This is a genomic window from Planctomycetota bacterium, assembly GCA_016235865.1.
Classification (GTDB): domain Bacteria; phylum Planctomycetota; class MHYJ01; order JACQXL01; family JACQXL01; genus JACRIK01.
In genome coordinates, this window is sequence record JACRIK010000002.1 from 56,733 (window position 1) to 70,629 (window position 13,897).

Annotated in this window: 15 protein-coding genes; 10 read left to right on the plus strand and 5 right to left on the minus strand. The window is 46.7% G+C overall.

Going from position 1 to position 13,897, the window contains the following annotated elements; genetic code table 11:
- The first annotated feature begins 60 nt into the window (after window positions 1-60).
- From HZA49_01085 to HZA49_01120, 8 genes are all read left to right on the plus strand, one after another.
- On the plus strand, window positions 61-1,305 hold the full coding sequence (locus HZA49_01085; GenBank protein ID MBI5778037.1) for an imidazolonepropionase: 1,245 nt from the start codon (window positions 61-63) through the stop codon (window positions 1,303-1,305).
- On the plus strand, window positions 1,302-2,534 hold the full coding sequence (locus tag HZA49_01090) for a sodium:calcium antiporter (protein MBI5778038.1): 1,233 nt from the start codon (window positions 1,302-1,304) through the stop codon (window positions 2,532-2,534). Before HZA49_01085 ends, HZA49_01090 begins: the two co-directional genes overlap by 4 nt.
- Before the next feature lie 19 nt (window positions 2,535-2,553).
- Window positions 2,554-2,703, plus strand: coding sequence for a hypothetical protein (locus HZA49_01095; protein ID MBI5778039.1), 150 nt, complete (start codon window positions 2,554-2,556; stop codon window positions 2,701-2,703).
- Window positions 2,704-2,829: 126 nt separating this feature from the next.
- Window positions 2,830-3,867, plus strand: coding sequence for an N-acetylmuramoyl-L-alanine amidase (locus HZA49_01100; protein ID MBI5778040.1), 1,038 nt, complete (start codon window positions 2,830-2,832; stop codon window positions 3,865-3,867).
- 206 nt (window positions 3,868-4,073) lie between these two features.
- On the plus strand, window positions 4,074-5,156 hold the full coding sequence (locus tag HZA49_01105; GenBank protein ID MBI5778041.1) for a formylglycine-generating enzyme family protein: 1,083 nt from the start codon (window positions 4,074-4,076) through the stop codon (window positions 5,154-5,156).
- A 105-nt stretch (window positions 5,157-5,261) separates the two neighbouring features.
- On the plus strand, window positions 5,262-6,452 hold the full coding sequence (locus HZA49_01110) for a molybdopterin molybdotransferase MoeA (protein ID MBI5778042.1): 1,191 nt from the start codon (window positions 5,262-5,264) through the stop codon (window positions 6,450-6,452).
- Window positions 6,453-8,063, plus strand: a complete 1,611-nt coding sequence (gene lnt / locus HZA49_01115; protein MBI5778043.1) for an apolipoprotein N-acyltransferase — start codon at window positions 6,453-6,455, stop codon at window positions 8,061-8,063.
- A gap of 58 nt (window positions 8,064-8,121) precedes the next feature.
- On the plus strand, window positions 8,122-8,982 hold the full coding sequence (locus HZA49_01120) for a hypothetical protein (protein ID MBI5778044.1): 861 nt from the start codon (window positions 8,122-8,124) through the stop codon (window positions 8,980-8,982).
- A gap of 66 nt (window positions 8,983-9,048) precedes the next feature.
- Here HZA49_01120 and HZA49_01125 read toward each other — a convergent pair whose 3' ends face one another.
- From HZA49_01125 to HZA49_01135, 3 genes are read right to left on the minus strand one after another with little or no spacing between them, the layout of a single operon-like run.
- Complete coding sequence (locus tag HZA49_01125; GenBank protein ID MBI5778045.1) at window positions 9,049-9,528, minus strand: beta-hydroxyacyl-ACP dehydratase; 480 nt, start codon at window positions 9,526-9,528, stop codon at window positions 9,049-9,051.
- Between the two features lie 8 nt (window positions 9,529-9,536).
- Window positions 9,537-10,094, minus strand: coding sequence for a DUF4416 family protein (locus tag HZA49_01130; GenBank protein MBI5778046.1), 558 nt, complete (start codon window positions 10,092-10,094; stop codon window positions 9,537-9,539).
- A 24-nt stretch (window positions 10,095-10,118) separates the two neighbouring features.
- Complete coding sequence (locus HZA49_01135; GenBank protein ID MBI5778047.1) at window positions 10,119-10,403, minus strand: hypothetical protein; 285 nt, start codon at window positions 10,401-10,403, stop codon at window positions 10,119-10,121.
- Window positions 10,404-10,537: 134 nt separating this feature from the next.
- Here HZA49_01135 and HZA49_01140 point away from each other — a divergent pair, with 134 nt between their 5' ends.
- The gene (locus HZA49_01140; GenBank protein MBI5778048.1) at window positions 10,538-12,031 is read left to right on the plus strand and encodes a hypothetical protein; all 1,494 of its coding nucleotides are present in this window, start codon (window positions 10,538-10,540) and stop codon (window positions 12,029-12,031) included.
- Window positions 12,031-12,468 (plus strand): peptidylprolyl isomerase, encoded by a 438-nt coding sequence (locus HZA49_01145; protein ID MBI5778049.1) that lies wholly within the window; start codon window positions 12,031-12,033, stop codon window positions 12,466-12,468. Before HZA49_01140 ends, HZA49_01145 begins: the two co-directional genes overlap by 1 nt.
- A gap of 7 nt (window positions 12,469-12,475) precedes the next feature.
- On the opposite strand, the gene HZA49_01150 is transcribed toward HZA49_01145, so the two are convergent.
- Both HZA49_01150 and lsrF read right to left on the minus strand, forming a co-directional pair.
- Window positions 12,476-13,027 (minus strand): class II aldolase/adducin family protein, encoded by a 552-nt coding sequence (locus HZA49_01150; protein MBI5778050.1) that lies wholly within the window; start codon window positions 13,025-13,027, stop codon window positions 12,476-12,478.
- A 38-nt stretch (window positions 13,028-13,065) separates the two neighbouring features.
- Complete coding sequence (gene lsrF / locus HZA49_01155) at window positions 13,066-13,854, minus strand: 3-hydroxy-5-phosphonooxypentane-2,4-dione thiolase (protein MBI5778051.1); 789 nt, start codon at window positions 13,852-13,854, stop codon at window positions 13,066-13,068.
- Window positions 13,855-13,897: the final 43 nt, after the last annotated feature.

Genomic DNA, 13,897 nt, shown 5'->3' on the forward strand with positions numbered 1-13,897 from the left:
ATTAGGATAATCCTGGATTCCTGCTTCCGCAGGAATGACAAAGGGGCGCTAAATATAGAAATGAAAAAACAGGTTGATCTGATTATTGCCAATGCCCGGGAATTAGTGACTGTTTCCCGGTCCGCAGAACTCGGGATTATCCATAACGGAGCGGTAGCGGTAAAGAAGGGCCGGATAGCCGCCGTCGGCGCCAGCGATGATATCCTCAAATCATATTCATCCCGCAAGGTGATTGATGCTGAGGATAAGACCGTAACGCCCGGGTTGATTGATTGCCATACCCATCCGGTTTTTATGGGCGACCGGGCGGATGAGTTTGAACTGAAACTGAAGGGCGCCACCTACCAGCAAATCGGGGCCGCCGGCGGCGGCATCAAATCCACGGTCCGCAAGGTGCGCAATGCCACTAAGTCCGAATTGAAAGCCAACGCATTAAAATATCTGAACCGTTTTATCAGATGCGGCACCACCACCATGGAAGCCAAGAGCGGTTACGGACTGACCACCGAGGATGAAGTGAAAATGCTGGAGGCGATTAAGGAGTTGAATGGTGGCGCCATTGGCGCCATAAACTCCGAGCGTCCGGAGCTGGTGCCGACCTTCCTGGGCGCGCACGAAATACCTGACGAATACCGGAATAACAAGGCCGGTTATGTTGACCTGATTATCCAGGAGATGATTCCGCTGGTGGCCAGGCGCAAGTTAGCCGAGTTCTGCGATGTGTTCTGCGAAAAGAACGTATTTGAGATAGAGGACAGCCGGCGGATACTCAAGGCCGCCCAGGCGCATGGCTTGGGCATCAAGCTTCATGCTGATGAGTTCGCACCATTGGGCGGTGCGGAACTGGCCGCGGAATTGAATGCGGTCTCGGCCGACCACCTGATGGTCATTTCCGATGAGGGCATGCGCCGGATGAAGGAAAAGGGCGTGATTGCGGTCCTGTTGCCCGGCACGACCTTTATGCTGGGTTTGAAGAGCTATGCCCCGGCCCGGAAGATGATGGACGCCGGACTGACCGTGGCCCTGGCTACGGATTTTAATCCGGGCACGTCATTCACCGAATCGCTGCCGATGATAATGAGTATTGCCTGCGTCAAGATGAAGATGACCCCGGCCGAGGCGCTGACCGCCGCGACCATCAATGCGGCCCGCGCCATCAGGAAGGAAAAGCTCATCGGTTCGCTGGAACCCGGCAAACAGGCCGATATGGTCATCTGGGATTGCCTTTCATATAAACATATTCCTTATCACTTCGGGGTCAATCTGGTTGATAAGGTGATTAAGGCGGGTAAGGTAATTGAATGATTAAGCATCTTTTGTGGCTCATCTTCGCCTTTGTCCTTATTGCCCAGCAGGCCGTGTTAAAGGCATTGGGCATCCATCTCGGGCCGGGCTGGGAGGCATTGATTCCGGGCCTGTCTATCTTTGGAGCCGCTTTTGTCTTATCTTGGGCGGCTGAATTGGCCCAGATGGAAATTCCCCAGGCATTGGCCCTGGCATTTCTGGCCCTGATTGCGGTGGTGCCTGAATATGCGGTCGACATCTATTTTGCCTGGACGGCCGGCTCGGACCCGAAATATATCCACTATGCCACGGCCAATATGACCGGTGCCAACCGCCTGCTCATCGGACTGGGTTGGCCGGTGGTGCTGTTCGCTTATTATTTTGCCACCCGTAAAAAGGAAATACAGCTCGAGCCGGGCCATCGGATCGAACTATTTGCGCTCCTGGCTGCCACGTTTTATTCCTTCTTTATCCCCATCAAGGGAAGCATTACTATGATTGACTCGGTGGTGCTGCTGGCCATCTTTGTGTTTTATATCGTAGCGGCCGGCCGGGCGCATCACCAGGAACCGGAACTGGAAGGTCCGGTGGAATTATTCAGCAAGGGCTCAAGGTTTTTCCGCTGCGCGATTACCATCCTGTTCTTTATTATCTCCGGCTATGCGATTTATATCTCAGCCGAGCCGTTTGCCGAGGGGCTGTTGGCCAGCGGCCAGGCTTGGGGCGTTAATGAATTCGTGCTGGTCCAGTGGCTGGCGCCGCTGGCGTCCGAATCACCGGAATTCATCGTGGCCATCATCTTCGCCACCCGGGCCATGGCCGGCGCATCATTAGGCACGCTGATTTCCTCAAAGGTCAATCAGTGGACGCTGCTGATTGCCTCGCTGCCGATTGCCTTTACCTTAGGCGGCGGAACCATATGGGGGATGCAATTAGACCCGCTCCAGATGGAGGAGATATTCCTGACGGCCGCCCAGTCGCTCTTTGCCATCTTTGTCCTGTCCAATTTCCGGTTTTCCATGCTGGAGGCGGTGGTGTTGTTGGTGCTCTTCTCAACGCAATTGATGATACCGCTGGTTATGCCGGCCTTGTTGCCAAATATGCCGACCGAACAACTGCAGGCATTGGAAATCAAAGCCCGATTGGGTTACGGCGGATTTTATATCGCGCTTTCTATATTGATGATAGCATTGTCTTACAACCGGCGTAATGCCATCTTGTGCCTTATCAGGCCGGAGAAAAATAAATAAACTTGGAAGGAGATATGATATGTTGGGATTAGCCGCGATGTTGATTCTGGCCTACGGGCCTCTGCAATGGAGTTTTCCCTGGTGGGTCTGGGTCTTGTGCGTCGTTTTCGGGAGTATTGAAGGCGGTCACCGGACCAAGAATCTGATAATCAAGAAAACGGATAAATAACAGATATCAGGCGGGCCCGGATTGCGATGCCGGTTTAACGGGATAAATCACCATTAGGTTTAGTCCATATTTTTATTTACCGCTTAACTTTTCCTGCCAAAAATCCGAATGTATAACTACTTCGATATGAGAAGAGCTTTGTTTGTTCTGAGTTTGGTTGTGGGCCTGACAGTAATTACCGGGCCGGTTACGGCTGATAGTAAAATCACCTACATCACCCTGTCCCAGCTGGCTCAGAAGTATAATCTTAAGCACGAGAAGGATAACCTGACCGGCCGCGAGATGTTTTCAGGCAACGGTTATAATATCATTGCCTCTAGTGGCATGTCCGGCATCATGGTTAATAATAAGTTTACCGTTCTTGAGCAGAAGTTGAAGTCCATTAACGGCCAACTGGCCATTTCCAAGAGTGATTTTTCCAAGGTGGAGAATATTCTCATAGAACCGCACCGCAAGGAAATCAGCGTAAAGCCCAAAGGGGTTATCAGGAAGGTGGTGATTGACCCGGGTCATGGCGGTGATTTTCGGGGTTGTAAGGGGCGCAACGGCTTGTGCGAGAAAGAGGTTAACCTGGATGTATCTAAGCGGCTGCGTGAACTGCTGGAGGAAAAGGATATCAGGGTGGTCATGACCCGGACCACGGACCGGTCGCTGTCGGCTAATCTGAACGAAGACCTGCGCAGCCGGGTCGAAGTGGGCAATCGGGAACAACCGGACCTTTTTATTTCCATCCACTGCAACTGGTCAAATGACCCGTCAGTCAAGGGGTTTGAGGTCTATTATTCACCCGAGAATAATGTTTTGCCTTCTTTGAGCAGCCGGTCGATTGGCGATGACAAGCCGGATGACCGTCAGACCCAGAAGGCGTTGTCTTATATCCTCAAGGATGAATACAGCCGGCGGACCATAGAAATCGCTAAGGCCATCCAGAAACAGTTTAATAAACTGCCTACCGAAGACCGGGGCGTGCGCAAAGCCAATTTCAAGGTGGTTAAATACAGCGAGTATCCGTCTATCCTGATGGAGATGGGTTTTCTTTCCAATAAGACCGAGGCGGCTAATTTCACCCGCGATTCCTACCGCCAGGAGTTGGCCGAGCGGATAAGGGATGCCATTGTTTCCTACAGCGGCTCCGGTAATCAGACCTCCAGCCAATGGGAATAGGTTCACCCCGCACCTAAATGGTATGAATAGTTAGTAATATGCAGACGTAACAAAACCATTTAGATGCGGGGTCTAAGAGCCAGTACGTCGCTTCGCTTCTACTGGCTCTAAGAAAATATTAGATTTTTCTTGTTTTATCTGCCAGGTTGGTTATATTAAATTTAACCAAATAATCCGATAAAGGCCTCGGGCCGAAGGAGAGTAATATGAAAAAGATATTGATAGTAACGGTCGTAATTTTTGGTTTTGGATTGTTTGCTGCGGCAAGATGGACTTTGGCACAGCACAGCGATGGGGGCAGTGGGCATGGCAACTCGAATTCAGGCGGTACAAGCCACGATGATGACGCATACCAAAAGGCAATGGACGAGGCGCGTAAACAAGCCGATGCAAATAGTACCAAAGCGGCGGAAGACGCGGTCAATAAAGCTTTAATGTATAGACCCAATGATCCGTCGGCCCTGGCATTAAAGGCGCGTATTACGAAAAAGATTAAAGGCATGACTTATACCGGCACTAATGAACAGGGATTGCAGGAATATAAGCATAACAAGACCGGGATGATTTTTGTCCTAATACCGGGCGGCACGCTGGTAATTGAAGAGGCGGATAATGGCTCGGTAAACGATGGTAGCGGTGCAGGCAGTGGTTCAGGTGGTGGCTCAGGCAGTGGTGATAATTCAGGAAATAATAGCAACAAAAACCGACGCGAGTTGAAGGTAGATGATTTCCTGATGTCAAAATACGAAACACCCCAAGGTGTTTGGATTAACTTTATGAACGATAATCCATCATTTTTCAGAAAAGGCAAGGATTATCCTGTGGAACAGGTTACGCATGAGAACTGCCAGTCATTCTGCAAGAAGACGGATTTAAGGCTGCCTAGTTGGGTGGAATGGGAATACTCAGCCAGAGCCGGCAGTGTCACCCCTTACTTCTGGGGTAAGGAGCCGAACGAGGAGTATTTTTGGTATAACAAGAATTCCGTGGCTTCCACCCATCCAATTACTACCAGGAAAGGTAACGGTTTCGGGCTTTATAATATGCTGGGTAATGTGATGGAGTGGACCAATGACCTGTTTAAGGACCGGGTGAGAGGCAAGGCCGAGGACACTGAACCGGGGCAGGGAGAAGTGGAAGGCAACAAGGAAAAATACGGAATGCTTCGGGGCGGGGCCTGGGACCAGCCGGCCGAGTTATGCCAGTCAGCCAGTTATATCCAGGTGTTACCTACGGCTAAGGATAAGAACGCCGGATTCCGTTGCGCCAAGGATATTAATAAGCCGTAATTAGTATAAATAAGATACATTAACCAAAACCTCGTTCCTTGAGTAACATCAGGGGGCGGGGTTTTTTATTTGACCCGGTTAATAATCATTAGTATAAACTAATCTATGATTACAGTAGAACAGGCATTAGGCATTATCAGGCAGAATATCCCGCCGGCGCAATTTGAGAAAATGGCTTTGATGGAGTCCTTGGGCCGGGTGCTGGTCGAGGATGTGTTCTCTGATGTGGATATGCCGCCATTTGACAAGTCGGCCATGGATGGCTATGCGGTCCGGAGCGAGGATATCCAATCACCGCCGGTAGAGCTGGAGGTGCTGGAGATAGTGCCGGCTGGTTCGATGCCGACCAGAGAGGTCAAGCCGGGCAAGGCCATCAAGATAATGACCGGCGCGCCGGTGCCGCGCGGGGCTGATGCGGTGATTATGGTGGAAAAAACCAAGTATGAGCCGTCTACCAGGACGGTCCGGTGCCTGAGCACCATTAAGAAGAACGCCAATATCTGCTTTAAGGCAGAAGACATTAACGCCGGGGCCAAGGTTATTTCGCGCGATACCAAAATCACGCCGCAGGTTATCGGGCTCCTGGCGGCCGTGGGCAAGGATAAGGCGCAGGTTTATAAATATCCGTCTGTCGCTATTGCCACGACCGGAGATGAGCTGGTGGAGATTAACCAGAAACCAAATGGCGCGCAAATCAGGAACAGTAATACCTATTCGCTGTTATCCCAATTGGTCAATATCGGGATGCCGGTTACTTCATTGGGAATTGTCAGGGATAATATTGAAATAATGATGGAGAAGGTTTCCGCCGGGTTGAAGTCGGATATGCTGATTCTGACCGGCGGGGTTTCTATGGGCGATTATGATATCGTGGAGGATGTTTTGAAGAAACTGGGGGTAAGGATTCTCTTTGACCAGGTGGCCATCAAGCCGGGCAAGCCGACTGTTTTCGGGATTGGGCCGAAGGGGCAACTGGTATTCGGGCTGCCCGGAAATCCGGTCTCGGCATTCGTGATTACAGAGATTTTCATCAAGGAAGCGTTGTCCTTATTATGCAATGATGCCGGCATAAAGAATCGGATAATAGAGGCGGAGTTAGCCGCGCCGATAGCCAGCACGTCCAACCGGCAGCAATACCTGGGCGCCAGGATTTTGCAAGATGGTTTGGTAGAGCCGATAGATGGGCATGGTTCTGCGGATATCTTGTTTTTAAGCCGGGCTGATGCGCTTATTATTGTGCCGCCGGATGCGCCTCAGTTAGCCGTTGATAGCCATGTAAGGGTAATGGTGTTTTAGATGATGAAAGAACGCCTTATTAGGGCATTGCCGTTGCTTTCAGGCATCCTGGCCTGGTTGTCTTATCCGCCGGCTGACATCTCCTTTCTGGCCTGGGTGGCCTACGTTCCTCTGCTTTTTTACATATCTGAAATATCCCAGCAAACCGGTTCTTTCGGGAAACGATGGCTGGGTTTACTTTGGCCGGTCTATTTAGGCGGGGTTTTGTTCTTCATGTTAGGGCTGGTCTGGCTCAGGCACGTTAGCTGGGCCGGGCTTTTTGTCCTGCCGCTGGTGCTGTCTTTATACTGGGTGATTTTTGCCGTAGGCGGTTATTTTATAATGCGTTATTTTTCTTTTTTCTATGCGGCGTTTCTGATACCGGCCGGCTGGGTGTTCCTGGAATACCTGCGTTCATTTGTCCTGACCGGGTTTCCCTGGTTATTCGCGGGGCATACTCAATACCGCTGGATTTTGTTCATTCAGATAACTGATATCGCCGGAGTTTACGGAATATCCTTTGTGGTGTTGTTGGTCAATATGGTGATTTTTGTATTAATAAAAGAACGGTTGAAGATTAAGCTTAAAACAACAGTGTTAATTGCGATTACCGTGGTTATATTTACCTGTGCTCTTTTATACGGAGCAAGCCGATTGAGCGGTTTGTTAGTCAAAGAAGGTCCGATTATCGGGATTGTCCAGGGTAATATTGAGCAGAGTTTAAAGAGTGACCCGGAAAGCGCATATGATATTTATAATAAGCATTTTGACATGACCAATGAATTGTTGAAGTCCCAGCCCCGGCCGGATTTGGTGGTCTGGGCCGAGACGATGTTTCCTCGTATCATTGGGTTAGATGAGGAAGGCCTTATGGTATTAAAAGATACCGTGGCTTTGTGCGGCGTGCCGATGCTGATAGGGGCCTTGACCGCCAACGAATCCCAGGTTAAAGAAAGAAAATTTGATATTTTTAACAGCGCTTATTATCTGGATGCCAACGGTGAATTGCTTAATCGTTATGATAAATCACATCTAGTGCCGATAAGTGAGTATATACCTTTTAAGGATACAAAGGTATTCAAGGGGATTGTCCGGGCTGTTATTCTGGCGTTATCCGAACTTCCAGAGGTTTACGGGATGTTAGAGGGCACTAACTTTGAGCCGTTCCGGCTTAAGGTAAAAAGAGAAAATTCAAAGACAGATGATTATAAATATGGGGTTTTGATCTGTTACGAGAGTATCTTTCCTGAACTGGCGCGTGAGAGTGTCAAAAGAGGCGCTGATTTTATCGTTAATGTGTCTAATGACGGATGGTTCAAGAATAGTTCAGAACTGGATCAGATTTTGGCCATCTCCGCCTTCAGGGCGGTTGAGAACAAGACTACCTTTGTCCGCGCCACTAATACGGGTATTTCTGCGATTATCCAGCCATCAGGGAGGATATATGTCCTTAAGAATAAAGATGGTAAGGTAAAAGAGGTTGAGGGAACCTGGGCAAAACCGCTGGTTATCTCGGAACAAAAAGGAACTTTTTACACCCGTTGGGGCGACTATTTCCCGTATTTATGCCTATTTATTGCAGTTATTATAATTATCTTAAAATATCTCAAAATCATTGACAAAATATATTAACAGGGCATAATAGGGATGTTATTATTTTCACAAAACAAGCTATAAGGAGGTATTTAATATGAGTACACTTACTCGGGTATTGATAGTGGTAATCTTTGTAATGAGTTTAATATATTTGGGAATAAGCGCGGCGCTGTTTTCCTACCGGGTTGACTATAAGGATATGCTGGAAAAAGAGAAAGTGGCGCGTAAGAAGGATGTGGAAGAAAGGGATGATGCAATAAATAAACTTAAGGGCAAGTCCAATGATTTGGAAAAGAATATCAAGACGTTGGAGGGTAATATTAAAACCCTTAATCAGGATATGGAAACCGCTCGTAATGAATTAACCGACTGGAAAAACAACAGCACCAAATTGACAAATGATTTAACCGCTCTTAATGCCAGTTATGAAAAACTGCAGGCATCGTTGACCGACCAGATTCAGAAGAATAAGGAACTCAATGAGACGGTGGAGAAGCTTCAGGTCACCAAGGATGAGGCGGTTAAGGAGAGGACTACAATAGAGGAGAAATTCATACAGGCCCAGAATACCATAATTCAACTGGAGAAAAACCTTGCCACCTTGGAGCAGCAATATTTAGTGCAGGCTAAAGAACTGAATCAAACCAAAACTATACTTGATGATTATAAGAGAAAGTTCCCAACCGGTTCAATAGATGTCGTGTCGATCAAGCTGATAGAGGGGAAAATTACCGCCATCAGCGACAAGCCGGATTTAAATATTGTGATGGTTAGCGTTGGCAAAAACGACGGCGTAGAAGTAGGGATGAGATTTACAGTTTATAGGGCTGATAAATACGTTGCTAAGGTTCAAGTGGAAAAAGTTGAAGCCCAGTGGGCAGCCTGTTTTAGCATAAAAGAATTTCAGGCAGATACCATAAGAATCAACGATAATGTAACCACCAGCCCCTATTAAGCGCTGCTAACGATTTTGACATAAAGTGGCGAGAGCGTGTTACAATATTTTATCCTAGAGGATTAATTATATTATCATCCCGGTAATAGTGCCTTCAAAGACCAGTTTATTGTTAACAATTCCCTGTGTCTCAAAAAACGCCCTGCGGTTGTTCATGTCTGTGCATTTAATAATGATGATTAATTTATCACCAGGAATGACCGTGCCCCGGAATTTAACCTTATCAATACCGCTGAACCCGATGAATTTATCGCCCGGACTGATTCCCATAAGGCGTGAAAAAACGCTGGCCAGTTGGGCGGATGCCTCAACCATAAGAACGCCGGGTAAAAGAGGCCGGCCCGGGATATGACCGCGCACCCAAAATTCATCAGCCCGGACATTCTTTAGTCCGACAATCAATCGGTTATCCTTATCAAATTTAAGCACCGCATCAATTTGTTCCATCTCATAACGGTGGGGGATGAGTGAACGTATTTTCTCTTTGTCAAGTGCGACATTATTTACGTCGATGGTGCCGATATCCGTCAGTAACGTTGAAGGCATAATTCCTCCTATTGGCTGTTTTGAGTTAAATAAATCTTACGCATCTGATGGAAGAAGTCAAGATATTCCTTGGTGCAATAATCAGGATACGTCCAGGGCATGGCCTGGAATTTCTTCCCGCTGCCTTTGACCGCGCGGTATTGCAAGGTTATTTCCGCATAGATGCCGTCTTTGAGATAGATGCGGTGCGAATAATCCTTTGTGGTCGCCAGGATGACCTTGCCGGAGGTGAGATATCCGGGATCCAGGTTCACCGGCCTGGTTACTTTCGCGCTTGCTGTTCCGGCGATTACTTCTTCTAATCGGTTGGTTTTTATTTTTATGTCGGTGATAGCATCCGGCTGGATGGCCTTTTCAAATGACAGAAAAAACCGTTTAAGGTTATTGCCCATCTCATTGGTGTAATAATCCGTGAAAGTGAAAGGAATTCCTTGGGCAGGTGTCTTCAGGTCAATCACGCCGAAAAGTGATACCAGCTTTTCTTCAGCTATTCTGAAGAATGAAGTATTTGTTGCAAGAATGCCGATAAAGAGTTTTACCGGCGAGGGTAGCAGAATTTTCCCCATAATTACTCAAGGTGGTTCCGGCGATTAATTTTCCCTGTCTTTGACAGCCAGCAGAATATCCGTTATTCTTCTGGCTGTTTCAATCTGCCGTTGGGGTGTATCATAGAGGCCGTTCTGAACCAAGGCTTTTATGCGGCGAATCCTAACCTGCTTGATACGTTTGAGTTCTGATAAAGACGGGATATGCCGCTGGATTATTGATAGGGAGTTCCTATCATTATGCGGTGTCGATAATCTGCGCCATGCCTTGTAGAAATTCTGGTGGCCGGATCTGTATGCGCGATACGACTCTTCCCTCTCTCTTCTCATCTTACCCTCTCTCTCTAACTAACGCTTCATCCCTTTAGTTAGTCCTAATATATAATCGGATATTATAGAGGCAAACTTTAGAATTTATCCGGTATTTTATTGCTTTATTACATTCAATATATAGAGTGATAATAATGAGCAAATTGAAGATGTCGATTCTTGTTTGTTTTGGATTACTTGTTTTTCTGAGTATAATTATTGCTCAGGAAAGCCCTAATCCCGGCGAAGAATCGGTGCCTCCTTCCAACAAGAAAGATGTTACGGATCCTGATACCATTCGTAGGTTGGAATTACACATTGCCCGGTTACGGGGATTAGAGTTCAAAAAAGATCTAAAGGTGGGCGTGAAACAGAAAGATGAATTGAAATCAAAAATGATGGAACAGGCGGAAAAGGAACCGCCTGAGGAATACGAAAAGGTTCGTAAGGCGCTGATTAAGCTCGGTTTTGTACCGGCAGATTTAAATCTGCGTCAGTTTATGATTGACCTCTATACCGAGCAGATAGGCGGTTTTTATGATCCACAGGAAAAGGAGTTGTACGTTGTTCCGGCAAGAGATGCTGCTTCCGAACCGCCAGATACGCTAGGTATTCCTTGGAATATGATAGCCACGATTCACGAAATGACCCATGCACTCCAGGATCAGAATTTTGATTTATTGACATTGCCAATGGAAGAGGAAATCAATGATGATTTAGCCACCGCTGTCAAATCCTTGGTTGAAGGCGAAGCGTCTTTTGTGATGTATGATTATGCGCTTAGGCAAAGAGGTTTTGATTTGTCGTTACTTCCGGATATATCTGACAATCCTGACCCGACGCCTTTTTCGGATCGTTCATTGATTGACCGGGCTCCTCTTTACATCAAAGAGGGAATGATGTTTCCATACACCAAAGGGTTGGAATTCGTTAAATACGTCAAAGCGCGCGGTGGATGGGAAGCAATAGATGAAATATATTCCGACCTGCCGTCATCCAGTGAACAAATCATCCATCCTGAAAAATACTTTGTAGAGCGTGATTATCCAATGGCGATCACTATCCCGGATATCACCGACGTCCTGACCACTTCCCGATGGACGCTTCTTCTGGATAATGTAATGGGTGAATTAAATATCGGTATACTTAAGAAGCAGTTTTTTCCGACCTTTAGCAGCAAGAGAATGTCCGAAGGCTGGGATGGTGATGAATTTATACTCTGGGAAGACCAAATAACCAGGAATTCCTTACTGGTTTGGTTTAGCACCTGGGATAGTGAAAAGGATTCCAGGGAATTTTTCAATGCCTACCAGAAACTGATAGCCAAGAAATATACCGGTGCTTCAGACGAATTCCCTAAGGCCCAATTGAAGAGTAAAGAAATTAATAAGGTGACTTGGAAATTGGAACGGCCGGAACTGGCTTCCGACACGAGTAAGGCCAAGATGAAAACCAACCTGATTTCATTAGAGCAAAGAGGATTAGATGTTTTGCTTATCGAGGATATACCAGAGGATTTATTTGGTAAGATATCTTTAACAATTTGGAACAATATGGAAAAACAGGAGCAGAAAGAAGTAAGGCGAATTACGCCGAAGAAGAAGGAAGAGAAATCAGAACGGACGGGTTCAGAGAAGGATAAGAAATGATTGGACAAGCAAAATGTGGAGATATGGTTAAGGTAAACTATATCGGAAAACTTGATGACGGGACTATATTTTATAACTCTGATGAAAAGGGAGCTCTGCAATTCAAGGTGGGTAATGAAGAAGTTATAGTTGGTTTTGAAGATGCTATTATTGGGATGAAAGCTGGTGAGTCAAAAATTATAAGAGTTTCGGCTGATAAGGCCTACGGCCCATTTCGTAAAGAATTAATAGCCGTGATTCCGAGAGACGAGTTTCCCAAGCATATAACGCCTGAAGTCGGGCAGATATTACAAATCACCCAGTCAGATGGGGTGCAGATATTTTTTAGAGTGACCGAGGTTTGTGATTTATCTGTAACCGTGGACGGTAATCATCCTCTGGCCGGCAAGGACCTAACCTACGAGATTCAACTTCTTGAGATTTGTCCGGCTATGTAATAACAAGTCAATTAGACCGCATGATTTTAGCATAATATATGATTTTAGCTATGTGTTCGGTAAGCGTGGCATAATGAAACGCTTCTTCTAAAGATTGTCCGGCTGAAAACAAACCGTGTCCCTTAATTAATACAGAACGGTATTTCTTCAAGAGCGGGGGAAGGTTTTTCTCAAGTTCCTTAGAGGCGGTTGCCTTCAGACATTTCAGGATAGGTATCTTTGGCAGGGCGATCATCCCTTCTACGTCTATCGGGATAATCTCTTTCCTGATTAGTGAAAATGCAATGGCTATGGGTGGATGGCAGTGTACAATGGCTTTTGAGGAAGTTGTGCGATATATTGCCCGATGGACATTGATCTCGGTTGAATCCAGATAATCATTCCAGGTATTCTCTAGGCCAGTGCGGATAATATCCCTTTTTGTAAGAAATCCCTTCATTACTCCGCGGCGGGTAATATAGATTTTATTGCCTATTTTAAGAGAAATATTCCCGCTGTGCGAGTGATTGAGTCCGCTGACAAAGAGCGCATTGCCGATTTGCTTGAATATCTTTAACATTAGCGAACTCCTGAAACTTAGTTTATTAGTATCAATGGTTATCCTTTTAGGGTCTTATTAAATATCTCTTGCGCCTTTTTAACATCTGCCTTTTTGTGGATAATTGATTGGAGCGCTTTTGCTATTGCTACCGGATGAGCACTTTGCCAGATATTTCTTCCCAGGTTTATACCAGTGGCTCCTTGTTGCATCCCGTCATAAACGAACTCCAACACTTCCCGTTCGGTTTCACATTTCGGGCCGCCTGCTATAACCACAGGAACAGGGCATCCTTCCACTACTTTGTTAAAATCCTTACACCAATAGGTTTTGACCACCCGAGCGCCTAATTCGGCGGCAATCCGGCAACATAATGCAAGGTAACGAGCCTCCCGTTTTTCTAGTTCCTTGCCTACGGCGGTGACTGCCATTACCGGAATGCCGTATCGCTCGCAGTCATTCACAAGTGTAGCGAGATTTAAGAGCGATTCCTTTTCGTAATCGCTGCCGATGAAGACGGATATACCAACAGCTGTTGCATTCAATCTGATAATTTCCTCGATAGATGTGGTGAGTCCCTCATTTGCCAGGTCTTTTCCCACCACGCTGGCGCCACCGGATACTCTTAATATAATAGGTTTCATCTTAACCGCATCGATGCTGGCACGCATCACGCCTCTGGTGGCAAACAGTGCATCGCAATAAGGCAAAAGCGGCTTGATGGTCTCGCTCGGTTTTTCCAGACAATGAGTGGGTCCTTGGAAATACCCGTGGTCCACGGGTAAAAAGAAACAATGGCCATCTGGTTGGATAAGTTGGCTCATCCGGTTTTTCATTCCCCAGTCCATATTTTAACCCTCCTCTAAAGTAAATGCATTAATTTAGTTGTTT

Coding starts and splice junctions, on each gene's coding strand:
- HZA49_01085 (MBI5778037.1), top strand. CDS start 61: ATGAAAAAACAGGTTGATCTGATTATTGCCAATGCCCGGGAATTAGTG.
- HZA49_01090 (MBI5778038.1), top strand. CDS start 1,302: ATGATTAAGCATCTTTTGTGGCTCATCTTCGCCTTTGTCCTTATTGCC.
- HZA49_01095 (MBI5778039.1), top strand. CDS start 2,554: ATGTTGGGATTAGCCGCGATGTTGATTCTGGCCTACGGGCCTCTGCAA.
- HZA49_01100 (MBI5778040.1), top strand. CDS start 2,830: ATGAGAAGAGCTTTGTTTGTTCTGAGTTTGGTTGTGGGCCTGACAGTA.
- HZA49_01105 (MBI5778041.1), top strand. CDS start 4,074: ATGAAAAAGATATTGATAGTAACGGTCGTAATTTTTGGTTTTGGATTG.
- HZA49_01110 (MBI5778042.1), top strand. CDS start 5,262: ATGATTACAGTAGAACAGGCATTAGGCATTATCAGGCAGAATATCCCG.
- lnt (MBI5778043.1), top strand. CDS start 6,453: ATGATGAAAGAACGCCTTATTAGGGCATTGCCGTTGCTTTCAGGCATC.
- HZA49_01120 (MBI5778044.1), top strand. CDS start 8,122: ATGAGTACACTTACTCGGGTATTGATAGTGGTAATCTTTGTAATGAGT.
- HZA49_01125 (MBI5778045.1), bottom strand. CDS start 9,528: ATGCCTTCAACGTTACTGACGGATATCGGCACCATCGACGTAAATAAT.
- HZA49_01130 (MBI5778046.1), bottom strand. CDS start 10,094: ATGGGGAAAATTCTGCTACCCTCGCCGGTAAAACTCTTTATCGGCATT.
- HZA49_01135 (MBI5778047.1), bottom strand. CDS start 10,403: ATGAGAAGAGAGAGGGAAGAGTCGTATCGCGCATACAGATCCGGCCAC.
- HZA49_01140 (MBI5778048.1), top strand. CDS start 10,538: ATGAGCAAATTGAAGATGTCGATTCTTGTTTGTTTTGGATTACTTGTT.
- HZA49_01150 (MBI5778050.1), bottom strand. CDS start 13,027: ATGTTAAAGATATTCAAGCAAATCGGCAATGCGCTCTTTGTCAGCGGA.
- lsrF (MBI5778051.1), bottom strand. CDS start 13,854: ATGGACTGGGGAATGAAAAACCGGATGAGCCAACTTATCCAACCAGAT.